This window comes from Streptococcus sp. Marseille-P6264 (assembly GCF_902460355.1).
In the GTDB taxonomy this organism is placed as follows: Bacteria; Bacillota; Bacilli; order Lactobacillales; family Streptococcaceae; genus Streptococcus.
In genome coordinates, this window is record NZ_CABPTO010000001.1 from 200,330 (window position 1) to 213,915 (window position 13,586).

The following is a 13,586-nucleotide window of genomic DNA, read 5'->3' on the forward strand; positions in this document are numbered from 1 at the left end:
GTTAGTAAGCAATTATTCTGCTCTTTCTCTGAAAGTGTGTTACTATGTGTTTATGACAACTTGAGCGATGATTAGTTTTTAATCAGAATACTAGCAACTGGTCATCATGCTTTCGAGGGCCAGTTGCTGTTTTATTTATGGCAAATTACCTCGTAAAAATTTGAAAGATGGGAGACGAAAAGTGGATATAATTCAAATGACTTACTTTATCAATATCGTCGAATGTGGATGCAATCTTTCTATAGCGGCTAAGAAAATTCATATCAGTCAGTCAGCCTTGAGTCAGTTTGTCACAAATTTTGAATCAACGGAAGGAATCCAGCTCTTCAATCGTAGAAATGGAAGATTAGAGAGTCTGACGGAAGCTGGTGGTAAGATTTACCGCTTTGCCACAGAGATTGTCAACCGGCATGAAGAGATGCAATCAATGATTCATATGGAAGCCCTCAAACAAAAAGGGACCTTTAACTTGGGCATTCCATCATTGATTTTACGTGTATATTTTTCTAGTATTTTACCAAAGTTCTTACAAGACAATCCGCAAGTTAACATTCAGGTTACTGAGGATGGAGGTAATGAATTGCGCCAAAAGTTGGTTACGGGTGATTTGAATTTTGCGGTAGTGATTGAACCTACCAACCTGGATCCAAAGAAATATGAACAGTATATCATCCAAGTTGATGAATACGTAGCTTATATGGATAAGAATCATCCTTTGGCGGACAAAGAATTATTGGAATGGAAAGATATAGCTCAGTACGGTTTAGCGACCTTTAATAAATCATTTACAACCTACGATTTAATCACTGAAAAATTAAAGAGTAAAAAGATAAAAGCGAATTTTGCCTATTTATCATCGACATGGGATTTCTTGATAGAGTCAACTTATCAAAACGATATGATTGCACTTTTACCTCGTCCTTTGGAGTATTTTGTCGATAAGAATAAATTCAAGGTTGTGCGCTTTAAGGATCCGGTGCCTTTCAATATTTGGTTCTGCCGGCCTTATAAAGCAAACTATAATGAGGTAGAAGCATACGTATATGAAGAGCTTTTAAAAGGTTATTATCAGCCTCTTTCTGAGCCACATTCATAGAGGGAGAATTGATGATGAAGTCCAGTACTAAAACAGCAGCATTGAGTTCATATGTAAATACAGCTATTAGAGACTACATGAAAAATCATGATGAGTCAGTCGACTTTCCTCAGGAGATTTGGGAAGAATTAACGACGGATTTGGATATTTTTTCACCGATTTTGTCAGAAGACGACCAGGTTTTGGCTTCTGATTTTATCAGCTCTATTCGAATGATTTCGAATGAGTTTCCAGCTCTTTCAACTATATTGCTGACCCAAGGTTGTTATGGTGTTTATCCGATTTTGAATTTTGGTACGGGGCAACAGAAAGAGCGTTATCTGGACAAGTTGGTAAAGGGAACTTGTATAGCGGGTCTTGGATTCTCTGAATCTAAACATCTAAATACTTTGGCAGATTTGGAGACCTATGCGATTAAGACAGAGACAGGTTGGCAACTTTCGGGAGAAAAAGCTAAGGTGTCAAATAGCAGCATTGCGGACATTCTCTTGGTCTTAGCCAAAGTAAGAGAGGCTGGAAAGCCTGATTCCTACGGATTCTTCATTGTGGAGACGAGTGCTTCAGGTGTGCTCATTGGTGAGCAGATAGAAAAGCAGGGTTTACTAGGACTTCCACTAAGTTCTGTTACCTTGGACAAGGTAAACCTACCAGAAACTGCTTTATTAGGCGGAGTCTTGGCTGGAAATGAACAATTTAATAACATTATAAAGAATATGCAACTCGGCTTGAGTGCGGTTGCTTTAGGAGTTGCGGAGGGCGCCTTTAATAAGGGCCTTGAGTTTGCACGTGTAAAAAGAGGATTTGGCAAGCGACTGATGGATGTCGAAGTGCATCAGTACAAGTTTGCAGATTTGTACAATAAACTTTCTGCTGCGGATGCTTATTTTTCGTCCTATCCCAATCAAATAGAAGAAGATTCCAAGTTTGTTTCACGGATAAAGCTATATATGACTAAAGTAGCGCTAGAGGTTACAGAGGAAATCCTCCGTCTTATCGGACCTTTACAAAAATTTGATCATGTGAACATCAAACGCTATTTTAAAGATGCTGAAATTATTGAGAATTATGGACGGTCAGGAAATTCGATCAGAAAAGAAATCGCAGAAAGATGGTTAAAGGAGTAAAAAATGACAGAACTCAAATTACAAGAGTATCAGTTTGGGGAAATGAAGCTGACTTGGTTGCGTGGAGCGGATAAGCTCACAGATGCAGGTACCTTATTTGGCCCTGTACCAAAGGTTGTTTGGTCGCGTTATTATCCAACAACAGAAGAAAATATGATGGCTGAACTGACAGATCCGATTTTGATTCAATACAAGGGGCAGAATTATTTAATTGATGCGAGTTTTGATACGGCTAAGCTGTCTGATAAACAACGCCGCAATCTAGGTATTCTTTCTGAGAGCCGTGTTGAAGAAAGTTTGGCTCTCTTGGGATTAAAACCGGAAGATATTTCCCATATTTTAATGACGCACATGCACCATGATCACTCTGGCGGTTTGACTAGAATAGATGAAAACAATCAGCTTGTTTCAAAATTCCCAAATGCAAAGATTTTTGTAAATGAGATAGAATGGTACGAAATGAGAAATCCCAATAGTCGGACAAGGGGAACTTATCTGAAGGAAAATTGGGAGCCAATCCAGGATCAGGTTGAAACCTTTACTGAATATCTGAACGTCATTCCAGAAATTCAAATGGTTCATACAGGCGGTCACAGTAACGGTCACAGCATCATCTTACTCAAACAGGGCGAGGAAACCATGATTCATATGGCTGATCTGGTGTTGACTCATGCCCATCGGAAACCCCTATGGGTTGCTGCGGTAGATGATTATCCAATGCGTTCAATCGTAGCTAAGGACAAATGGCTCAATGAAGCTTTTGAAAACCACTATAAGTTTTTCTTTTACCACGATCAATTTTTCGCAGTTGCTGAGTTTGATCAGACTGGCGAGGAATTTGTTGATTATGTGACTAGGATTCGTGAACCGCGAGTTCCATTCACCGATAAACAGGATCGCAAACCGTCATTTTTATAAGAATAGAGAATCGCTTCTGTCAGTTTGAGGGAGCGATTTTACTATTTTATTCTCTATTTTTTTGGTATAATGAGATACTAGAAGATTGTAAGAAAGAGGTTTTTAATGGCAACGATTCAATGGTTTCCGGGGCACATGTCCAAGGCTCGGAGACAGGTTCAAGAAAGTATTAAATTTGTAGATTTTGTGACGATTTTGGTAGATGCGAGGCTGCCTCTATCCAGTCAAAATCCTATGTTGACCAAAATTGTTGGGGACAAGCCTAAGTTGCTGATTTTAAATAAGGCCGACTTAGCGGATCCAAACTTAACCAAGGAATGGCAGGCCTATTTTGAAAGTCAGGGGATCAAAACCTTGGCCATTAACTCTAAGGAGCAATCTGCAGTCAAAAAAGTGACCGAAGCAGCTAAGAAATTGATGGCTGATAAGCTCGCTCGCCAGCGAGAAAGAGGAATTCAAATTGAGACTCTGCGAACTATGATTATCGGGATTCCCAATGCTGGAAAGTCAACGCTGATGAATCGGCTAGCTGGTAAGAAAATCGCAATAGTCGGCAATAAACCAGGGGTCACCAAAGGTCAGCAGTGGCTCAAGTCCAATAAGGATTTGGAAATTCTAGATACACCGGGGATTCTTTGGCCCAAATTTGAAGATGAAATGGTGGCTTTGAAACTCGCTTTGACGGGTGCTATCAAGGACAATTTGCTGCCCATGGACGAAGTTACTATTTTTGGACTCAATTATTTCAAAGAGCATTATCCTAAGGCACTGCAGGAGCGCTTTGAGCAGCTGGATTTAGAGCTGGAAGCGCCAGACATGATTATGGATATGACGCAGAAACTAGGCTTTAGAGAGGACTACGATCGCTTTTACAGTCTCTTTGTCAAGGAAGTGCGTGATGGCCGCTTAGGACGTTATACACTGGATGGTCTGGAGGAATTGGATGGCCACGATTAAGGAAATCCAAGAGCAGTTGGCTCAAGTATCTGACTTGCAGGATCCGCTTTTTCAGGATTTGAAGCAGGATGAGCGGAGCGGTGTTCAAAAACTGCTACTCAAGCGCCAAAAAGAAATTCAAGCAGAGCTAGATGAAGATTTACGCCTGGAGTACATGCTGCGCTATGAAAAAGAACTCTACAATCAAGGCTTCCAAGCCCTTGCTGGCATTGATGAAGTCGGACGAGGTCCCTTAGCTGGTCCAGTAGTCGCAGCAGCAGTCATTCTGCCTCCTAACTGCAAAATCAAGGGGCTGAATGACAGTAAAAAGATTCCCAAGAAAAAGCATGAGGCAATTTATCAAGCGGTGCTAGATCAGGCCTTAGCCGTTGGTTTGGGCATTATGGATAATCAAACGATTGACCGAGTCAATATTTATGAAGCGACCAAGCTAGCCATGTTAGAAGCTGTAGCCCAGCTCAAGATTAAGCCAGATTACCTCTTGATTGACGCGATGAAGTTAGACTTGCCCTTGCCTCAGCAGTCCATTATTAAGGGCGATGCCAATTCCCTGTCCATCGCTGCGGCTTCTATCGTAGCCAAGGTGACGAGGGACAAGATGATGGCGGATTTTGATCAGATTTATCCGGGCTATGACTTTGCCCAGAATGCTGGTTATGGCACCAAGCTACATCTGGAAGGCTTGGAAAAATACGGTATCACACCGATTCACCGCCGAAGCTTTGAACCGATTAAATCCATGATAAATTCATAAGAAATCCTAATCGTTATGAGGAAATAAGTATGATTAGTGAATACCAAAAAATGATTGCAGGAGAGAACTACAGCCCTCAAGATCCTGAATTGAGAGCATTGGCTGCTCGCTCGAGAGATTTTCAGTATCGTTTTAACCAAGAACGAGATATTGAAAAACGTAGTGCTATCGTCAAGGAGTGGTTTGGCAGTACAGGGGAGAATCTTTGGTTGCATCCAGATTTGGTCTGTGATTATGGAGTTAACATTCACTTAGGGGAGAATTTTTATTCCAACTGGAATCTGACCATGCTGGATGTCTGTCCTATTACCATTGGAAAGAATGCCATGCTGGGGCCCAATTGCCAGTTTCTGACGCCGCTGCATCCCCTTGATCCAGTGGAACGAAATTCCGGTATTGAATACGGGGCGCCCATTAAGATCGGTGACAATTTCTGGGCTGGTGGTGGTGTAACCATTCTACCAGGCGTGACGCTAGGAGATAATGTCGTAGTTGGAGCAGGTGCAGTGGTGACTAAATCATTCGGCGATAACCTAGTCCTGGCCGGCAATCCTGCTAAGATTATTAAGGAAATTCCTGTTCATGAAGAATAGAAGAACTCAACCATTTTTCAATAATTAATCGAATAAGAAACAAGGAACTGTATTGCAGTTCTTTTTTTGAACTTTTTTACGAATAAGAAAGTGAGGTGATAAAAATGAATAATTTTGAAATTTATAAAATGAAAAAAGCTGGCTTGACCAATCAACAGGTCTTAAATATCTTGAGGTATGCAGAAAATAAAGAGGGAGAGTTATCTTTGCGAGACAAGGCAGTCGTCTCTGAGTGCCGCAATCCCGCACTCTTTATGGAAAAGTACAGACGATTAGACTTAACATTGTTGAAAGAAGAATTTGAACTTTTCCCGTCCTTTTCAATCTTGGATGATGTATATCCTTGGGATTTATGTGAGATTTATGATGCTCCGACTTTGCTATTTTATCAAGGAAATTTAAATTTGCTAGAAATGCCTAAGATAGCCATTGTCGGTAGTCGAGACAGCAGTAAGCAGGGCAATGCTGCTGTGCAGAAAATCATTAAGGAGTTGAATAATGAGCTGGTTATCGTCAGCGGGCTGGCTCGTGGGATTGATACCGTGTCCCACATGGCTGCCCTGCAAAGTGGTGGCCAAACTATTGCTGTTATTGGGACGGGGCTAGATGTCTTCTATCCCAAGGCCAATCAAAAACTGCAGGCTTATATTGGCAAAAATCATTTATTGCTGACGGAGTATGGGCCGGGTGAGCAACCCTTGAAATTCCATTTTCCAGAGCGAAATCGTATCATCGCTGGTCTCTGCCGAGGAGTCATTGTGGCGGAAGCCAAGATGCGCTCAGGCAGTCTGATTACCTGTGAGCGGGCAATGGAAGAGGGGCGGGATGTCTTTGCCATTCCAGGGTCCATTTTGGATGGAAAATCGGACGGTTGTCATCATTTGATTCAAGAGGGTGCAAAGTGCATCACATCAGGTTCTGACGTCCTTTCTGAGTTTAAATTTTAAAATAAGTTTTCCTATAGAAATAGTTACGAGTTGACATCTCTCAAAAAATAGTTTAAACTCTATGAGATTTATTTCTTATAGAAGGTGTCTAATTTGGTAACAAAAACAAAGAAAAAGTCTGCGGTCAAGAAGAATCTTGTCATCGTAGAATCGCCTGCCAAGGCAAAAACAATAGAAAAATATCTGGGGCGAAACTATAAGGTTCTAGCCAGTGTGGGGCATATTCGCGACCTGAAAAAGTCTACCATGTCCATCGATTTTGAGAACAACTACGAGCCACAATACATCAATATTCGTGGTAAAGGTCCTTTGATTAATGATTTGAAAAAAGAAGCCAAGAAAGCCAAGCAAGTCTTTCTAGCAAGTGACCCGGACCGCGAAGGAGAAGCTATTTCTTGGCATCTGGCTCACATTCTCGATCTAGATGAAAAAGAGAAAAACCGCGTCGTTTTCAACGAAATTACCAAAGATGCGGTAAAGAATGCTTTTAAAGAGCCACGTCAGATTGATATGGATTTGGTCAATGCCCAGCAGGCTCGTCGGGTTCTGGACCGCTTGGTTGGTTATTCCATTTCACCTATTCTTTGGAAGAAAGTCAAAAAAGGCCTGTCAGCTGGTCGGGTGCAGTCTGTCGCCCTCAAGCTGATTATCGACCGTGAAAATGAAATCAACGCCTTCAAACCGGAAGAATACTGGACAATTGACGGAACCTTCAAGAAAGGAACTCGTCAATTTCAAGCTAGCTTTTATGGTATGAATGGCAAGAAGATGAAGTTGACCAACAACGATGAGGTCAAAGAAGTTCTGTCTCACCTCAAGGGTGATGACTTTACTGTCGACAGCATTGAAAAGAAGGAGCGCCGACGCAATGCTCCACTGCCCTACACGACTTCCTCTATGCAGCAGGATGCCGCTAATAAGATTAATTTCCGAACTCGTAAGACCATGATGGTGGCCCAGCAGCTCTATGAGGGGATTAATATTGGTTCTGGCGTACAAGGTCTTATTACCTATATGCGTACCGACTCGACTCGCATCAGTCCTGTGGCTCAAAATGAAGCAGCAAGCTTTATTACGGATAAATTTGGTGCTAAATATTCCAAACATGGCAGCAAGGCTAAGAACGCTTCTGGCGCTCAAGATGCCCATGAGGCCATTCGTCCTTCCAGCGTCTTCAATACACCAGAAAGCATTGCAAAATATCTGGATAAGGATCAGCTTAAGCTTTATACGCTGATCTGGAACCGTTTTGTAGCCAGCCAAATGACAGCAGCAGTCTTTGATACAATGAATGTTAAGCTGGAGCAAAATGGTGTCCAATTTGCTGCCAACGGTAGTCAGGTCAAGTTTGATGGCTATCTGGCTATTTATAACGACTCTGACAAGAATAAAATGCTGCCGGATATGGAAAAGGGTGATAAAGTCAAACGTGTCAATACCAATCCAGAACAGCACTTTACCCAGCCACCTGCTCGTTATTCTGAAGCAACTCTCATCAAAACTTTAGAAGAAAATGGTGTTGGTCGTCCGTCTACCTATGCACCGACCATTGAAACCATTCAGAAACGCTACTATGTTAAGCTGGTTTCCAAGCGCTTTGAGCCGACGGAACTAGGTGAGATTGTCAATTCATTGATTGTCGAATTCTTCCCGGACATCGTGAATGTGAAATTCACAGCCGAAATGGAAGCAAAACTGGATGATGTAGAAGTTGGCAAAGAGCAGTGGCAGAAAATTATTGACGAATTTTACAAACCTTTTGAAAAGGAAGTGGCTAAAGCTGAGTCTGAGATGGAGAAAATCCAAATCAAGGATGAGCCAGCCGGTTTTGACTGTGAGGTCTGTGGTAGTCCGATGGTCATTAAGTTGGGGCGATTTGGCAAGTTCTACGCCTGCAGCAATTTCCCAGACTGTCGTCATACTCAAGCTATTGTCAAGGAAATCGGCGTGACCTGCCCGCAGTGTCAGAAAGGTCAAGTTATCGAGCGTAAGACTAAGCGAAATCGCATTTTCTACGGCTGTGATCGTTATCCTGACTGTGATTTCACATCTTGGGATAAGCCCGTTGGGCGCAACTGTCCAAAATGCGATCATTATCTGATTGAAAAGAAAGTTCGTGGTGGCGGCAAGCAAGTGGTCTGCAGCAATGGTGACTATCAAGAAGAAAAAGTGAAATAGTTTTTTACATAATTTATATTACGTGAAATATTTTTCTGAAGAAGAGGTGCAGTTTTATGATGGATAAATTTGCAGAGTTTCTTAAAATCGCGTCTCAACTGAACAAGATGGGAATTGTTCCACTTCTGATGGGTTCTCTAGGTCTGGAGCAGGTTACTGGACAAGACTGGCAAGCGCGGGATATCGACATTCACGTTCATGGCGATGAGCGTGGCTGGGAAGCACCTGATGAAGAGCGTATTTACGATATGGACAAGATTGAACCTATGATGGAGCGCTTGAGCTATCGTTTGGTCGACCTGCACGAACATGAATTTCAAAAAGAAGGCTTGTCTGTTGAGTTTGGGGTCATGGAAACTTTGGAGTCCTTTTCAGGTGTGCCAATAGCGGAGCTGACTCGGAGAGAAGTGGAAGGTGTGGAATTTCTACTGCCGACTCCAGAGCAATTTCTGGCGATCTACCGTGCCTCTTCTCAAGATTCTTACCGAAATGATAATAACAATCATAAGGATTTTGCTAAGATTGCTTATTTAGAAAAAATGACAAAATGATGGACAGCCAGGAATCCTCCTGTCTGTCTTTTTTACTATCTTTTTGTTATAATGGTCAGAGTGAAAATCTAGAAATATCTAAGGGAGAGTATCATGTCATCATCCTATATCAATGTTATCGGAGCTGGTCTTGCGGGCAGTGAAGCGGCTTACCAGATTGCCAAGCGCGGAATCCCAGTCAAACTCTATGAAATGCGGGGCGTCAAGTCGACTCCTCAGCACAAAACTGCAGACTTTGCAGAACTGGTCTGCTCTAACTCCCTGCGAGGAGATGCGTTGACCAATGCAGTTGGTCTGCTCAAGGAAGAAATGAGACGGTTGGACTCAGTCATCTTAAAGTCGGCAGAAGCGACTCGGGTGCCAGCGGGTGGTGCTCTAGCGGTTGATAGAGAAGGTTTTTCTCAGATGGTAACGGAGCAAGTGACCAATCATCCATTGATTGAAGTCATTCGTGAGGAAATCACTGAAATTCCAGAGGATGCCATCACAGTCATTGCTACAGGGCCTTTGACCAGCGATGCGCTAGCAGAAAAAATTCACGCGCTCAATGGGGGCCACGGCTTTTATTTCTACGATGCAGCAGCGCCAATCATCGATGTCAATACCATTGATATGACCAAGGTCTATCTTAAATCCCGCTATGACAAGGGCGAAGCAGCTTATCTCAATGCGCCCATGACCAAGCAAGAATTTATGGATTTCCATGATGCTTTGGTCAATGCGGAGGAAGCACCGCTTAATTCCTTTGAAAAAGAAAAATACTTTGAAGGCTGTATGCCTATTGAAGTCATGGCTAAGCGAGGGATTAAAACCATGCTTTATGGACCGATGAAGCCGGTTGGTTTAGAATATCCAGATGACTACCAAGGGCCTCGTGACGGAGATTTTAAGACGCCATACGCTGTGGTGCAGCTTCGTCAGGATAATGCTGCAGGCAGCCTTTACAACATAGTCGGCTTCCAGACCCATCTCAAGTGGGGCGAGCAAAAGCGAGTCTTTCAGATGATTCCTGGCCTTGAGAATGCAGAATTTGTCCGCTATGGTGTCATGCACCGCAACTCCTATATGGACTCTCCAAATCTGCTGGAACAGACTTTCCGCTCTAAGAAACAGTCCAATCTTTTCTTTGCTGGACAAATGACGGGTGTCGAAGGCTATGTTGAGTCTGCGGCTTCTGGTCTAGTGGCAGGTATCAATGCCGCTCGACTCTTCAATGGAGAAGAAGCACTTGTTTTTCCAGAAACAACAGCAATCGGTAGTCTGCCGCATTATATCACTCACGCTGATAGCAAGCATTTCCAACCGATGAATGTCAATTTCGGTATTATCAAAGAGCTTGAAGGTCCTCGGATTCGTGATAAGAAAGAGCGTTATGAGAAGATTGCTGAGCGTGCCTTGCAAGATTTACAGCCTTATTTGGATAAATAATCTATTTTCTATCATTATCTAATAAAAATCATTAAAAAGTTAGGAATTTCCTAACTTTTTTGCTTAATTTGTGATATAATAAATAAAAATTTTGAAAATAGAAAGTTTTCTGAAAATGAATAAATCCTATTTCTATCTTGATATGAAAACTCATGAGTTGGTGGTTCCTTACACCAAACAAAAACGGCGCGTGCGAGTGCTGCTCCCTAAAAATTATGAACAAGATACTAAAAAGACCTATCCTGTCGTCTATTTTCATGATGGACAAAATGTCCTCTATAGCAAGGAGTCTTTCAGTGGGCATTCTTGGAAAGTGATTCCGACAATCAAACGTAATCCTGATATTGAAAAAATGATAGTCGTGGCTATTGACAATGATGGACCACGACGGATGGATGAGTATTCTGCTTGGAAGTTTCAGGAGTCCAATATTCCTGGTGTCCAATTTGGCGGCAAGGGCACAGAGTACGCAGAGTTTGTCATGGATATCGTCAAACCTTTTATTGACGAAAACTATCGGACTAAGCCTGACCGCCATCATACGGCTATGATTGGTTCTTCATTGGGGGGCAATATTACCCAGTTTATCGGCATTGAATATCAGGATCAGGTCGGCTGTCTAGGTGTTTTTTCATCGGCCAACTGGCTCCACCAAGAGGCTTTTGACCGCTATATAGAACGCCAGAAGTTACATCCAGACCAGCGAGTTTTCATCTATGTTGGTACGGAGGAAGCTGATGATACTGACAAGACCCTCATGGCAGGCAATATCAAACAAGCCTATATTGATTCTTCGCTCAGTTATTACCGTCAGCTGATTGCTGCTGGTGTGGTGCTGGACAATCTGCACATCAAAATCCAATCTGGAGCGATTCACAATGAAGTGGACTGGGCGGAAAATCTACCTGACTGTTTCCGCTTTATCAGTGAAAAGTGGTAGGAAAAGAAGCTAAAAGGAGAAAACAAATGCATGTAGAATTTTTAAGTCATTGGAGCGGTCATTTGAACCGTGAAATGTATGTCAATCGTTACGGTCATGCTGGAATTCCAGTGGTAGTATTTGCCTCGTCAGGCGGTTCTCACAATGAATATGCTGACTTCGGCATGATTGAAGCCTGCTCTTGGTTTATCGAGACAGGGAAGGTGCAATTTTTCACCTTGAGCAGCGTAGATAGTGAAAGCTGGCTGGCAGACTGGAAACATCCCCATGACCGTGCTGAGATGCACCGTGCTTATGAGCGTTATGTTATTGAAGAAGCAATTCCCTTTATCAAACACAAGACAGGCTGGTTTGACCCAATGATGACGACAGGCTGCTCTATGGGGGCTTATCATGCTGTCAATTTCTTCCTCCAGCATCCAGATGTTTTCAATAAAGTGATTGCCCTTAGTGGTGTCTATGACGCTCGCTTTTTTGTCGGTGACAATTTGAACGACGAGGCCATTTATCAAAACTCACCAGCTGACTATATCTGGAACCAAAATGATGGCTGGTTTATTGACCGCTATCGACAGGCTGACATTATTGTTTGTACCGGTTTGGGCGACTGGGAGCAGGATGGTCTTCCTTCATTCTATACACTGAAAGAAGCCTGCGAGCACAAAAATATTCCAGCCTGGTTTGCTGAATGGGGCCATGATGTGTCCCATGATTGGATTTGGTGGCGCAAGCAGATGCCTTATTTCTTGAGCCAGTTAAATCTTTAAAATGTTAAGTAGAAAGGAAGTCTTACTATGAATTATATTGTTATTTCACCTTATTATCCAGAAAATTTCCAGCAGTTTACGATTGAGCTGGCTAACAAAGGTATTACGGTGCTTGGTATCGGACAGGAGCCTTATGAACAGTTAGGACCAGGTCTCCAGAACGCTTTGACAGAGTATTTCCGTGTTGACAATTTGGAAAATCTGGACGAAGTTAAACGTGCGGTAGCCTTCCTTTTCTACAAACATGGACCGATTGACCGCATTGAATCCCATAATGAATACTGGCTGGAGCAAGATGCCCAGTTGCGGGAACAATTTAACGTTTTTGGAGCTAAGCCAGATGACCTGAAAAAGACCAAATTCAAGTCTGAAATGAAGAAACTCTTCAAGAAAGCTGGTGTGCCAGTCGTTCCAGGTCAGGTTGTCAGAAAACTATCGGATGTGGATCAGGCTGTCAAAAAAATCGGCCTTCCTCTGATTGCCAAGCCAGATAATGGAGTGGGAGCAGCAGCCACGTTTAAGATTGAGACAGCTGCGGATGTCGAGCATTTTAAGTCTGAATGGGATCAGGAGACTGTCTATTTCTTTGAAAAATTTGTGACTTCTAGCGAGATCTGTACGTTTGATGGCCTGATTGATTCCGAGGGGAATATTGTCTTTTCAACAACTTTTGACTACGCCTACACACCGCTTGACCTCATGCTTTATAAAATGGATAATTCTTACTATGTCCTCAAGGAGATGGATCCAAAACTTCGTGCTTATGGGGAAGCTATCGTTCAAGCATTTGGCATGAAAGAGCGCTTTTTCCATATCGAATTTTTCCGTAAAGACGATGATTACATAGCTATCGAATACAATAACCGTCCAGCAGGTGGTTTCACCATCGATGTTTATAATTACGCTCACTCAATCGATCTCTATCGTGGATACGCGAATATTGTTGCGGGGGAACCTTTCCCCGAATCAGACATGGAGCCATTATTCTGCTTGGCAACATCTCGTCGCGCAAGCTCACATTATGCCTATTCAGAGGCGGAGTTGTTAGAAAAGTATCGGGATAACTTTAAAGTCAAAAAAGATATGCCAGCGGCCTTCGCAGAGTTGCAAGGTGATTACCTCTACATGCTGACCACTCCAAGTCGGGAGCAGATGGAAGAGATGATTGCGGACTTTGGAAAGAAAGCAGAATAATTTTTTATAGCAAATAGTTCTCTTACAGCGGTGAACATCCAGTCAGCATATATAATAGTGTTGCGGAAATAGAATGAGAATCTAGTTTTGAATCTATTGAACCATTCAAAAAAATCTAAGAATGATAGTTTGTGAAATA

General features: G+C 42.5%; 13 protein-coding genes. All 13 read left to right on the plus strand.

Features of this window, described 5'->3' with window-relative positions:
• Positions 1–181 precede the first annotated feature (181 nt).
• The 13 genes from FZ941_RS01105 to FZ941_RS01165 all read left to right on the plus strand — a co-directional run bounded on the left by FZ941_RS01105 (position 182) and on the right by FZ941_RS01165 (position 13,447).
• Positions 182–1,096, plus strand: a complete 915-nt coding sequence (locus FZ941_RS01105; RefSeq protein WP_187418364.1) for a LysR family transcriptional regulator — start codon at positions 182–184, stop codon at positions 1,094–1,096.
• Positions 1,097–1,107: 11 nt separating this feature from the next.
• Positions 1,108–2,220, plus strand: coding sequence for an acyl-CoA dehydrogenase family protein (locus FZ941_RS01110; RefSeq protein ID WP_148886519.1), 1,113 nt, complete (start codon positions 1,108–1,110; stop codon positions 2,218–2,220).
• A 3-nt stretch (positions 2,221–2,223) separates the two neighbouring features.
• Positions 2,224–3,138 carry an MBL fold metallo-hydrolase gene (locus tag FZ941_RS01115; RefSeq protein ID WP_148886520.1) on the plus strand — a complete coding sequence of 305 codons (915 nt, stop codon included), beginning with the start codon at positions 2,224–2,226 and terminating at the stop codon, positions 3,136–3,138.
• 105 nt (positions 3,139–3,243) lie between these two features.
• On the plus strand, positions 3,244–4,095 hold the full coding sequence (gene ylqF, locus FZ941_RS01120; RefSeq protein ID WP_148886521.1) for a ribosome biogenesis GTPase YlqF: 852 nt from the start codon (positions 3,244–3,246) through the stop codon (positions 4,093–4,095).
• The gene (locus FZ941_RS01125; RefSeq protein ID WP_148886522.1) at positions 4,082–4,849 is read left to right on the plus strand and encodes a ribonuclease HII; all 768 of its coding nucleotides are present in this window, start codon (positions 4,082–4,084) and stop codon (positions 4,847–4,849) included. Before ylqF ends, FZ941_RS01125 begins: the two co-directional genes overlap by 14 nt.
• 29 nt (positions 4,850–4,878) lie before the next feature.
• Positions 4,879–5,442: a sugar O-acetyltransferase gene (locus FZ941_RS01130; protein WP_148886523.1), complete on the plus strand. Its 564-nt coding sequence runs from the start codon at positions 4,879–4,881 to the stop codon at positions 5,440–5,442.
• Between the two features lie 104 nt (positions 5,443–5,546).
• Entirely contained in the window at positions 5,547–6,389 is an 843-nt protein-coding gene (dprA, locus tag FZ941_RS01135) for a DNA-processing protein DprA (protein WP_148886524.1), read from the plus strand.
• Between the two features lie 84 nt (positions 6,390–6,473).
• A complete protein-coding gene (topA, locus tag FZ941_RS01140; protein WP_148886525.1) occupies positions 6,474–8,567 on the plus strand; it encodes a type I DNA topoisomerase in 2,094 nt (697 codons plus the stop codon).
• Positions 8,568–8,623: 56 nt separating this feature from the next.
• Positions 8,624–9,118 (plus strand): phosphoribosylanthranilate isomerase, encoded by a 495-nt coding sequence (locus FZ941_RS01145; protein WP_148886526.1) that lies wholly within the window; start codon positions 8,624–8,626, stop codon positions 9,116–9,118.
• Between the two features lie 93 nt (positions 9,119–9,211).
• Positions 9,212–10,546, plus strand: a complete 1,335-nt coding sequence (trmFO, locus tag FZ941_RS01150) for a methylenetetrahydrofolate--tRNA-(uracil(54)-C(5))-methyltransferase (FADH(2)-oxidizing) TrmFO (protein ID WP_148886527.1) — start codon at positions 9,212–9,214, stop codon at positions 10,544–10,546.
• A 115-nt stretch (positions 10,547–10,661) separates the two neighbouring features.
• Positions 10,662–11,486 (plus strand): alpha/beta hydrolase, encoded by an 825-nt coding sequence (locus FZ941_RS01155; RefSeq protein WP_148886528.1) that lies wholly within the window; start codon positions 10,662–10,664, stop codon positions 11,484–11,486.
• A gap of 26 nt (positions 11,487–11,512) precedes the next feature.
• A complete protein-coding gene (locus FZ941_RS01160) occupies positions 11,513–12,253 on the plus strand; it encodes an esterase family protein (protein ID WP_148886529.1) in 741 nt (246 codons plus the stop codon).
• 27 nt (positions 12,254–12,280) lie between these two features.
• A complete protein-coding gene (locus FZ941_RS01165) occupies positions 12,281–13,447 on the plus strand; it encodes an acetyl-CoA carboxylase biotin carboxylase subunit family protein (protein WP_148886530.1) in 1,167 nt (388 codons plus the stop codon).
• Positions 13,448–13,586: the final 139 nt, after the last annotated feature.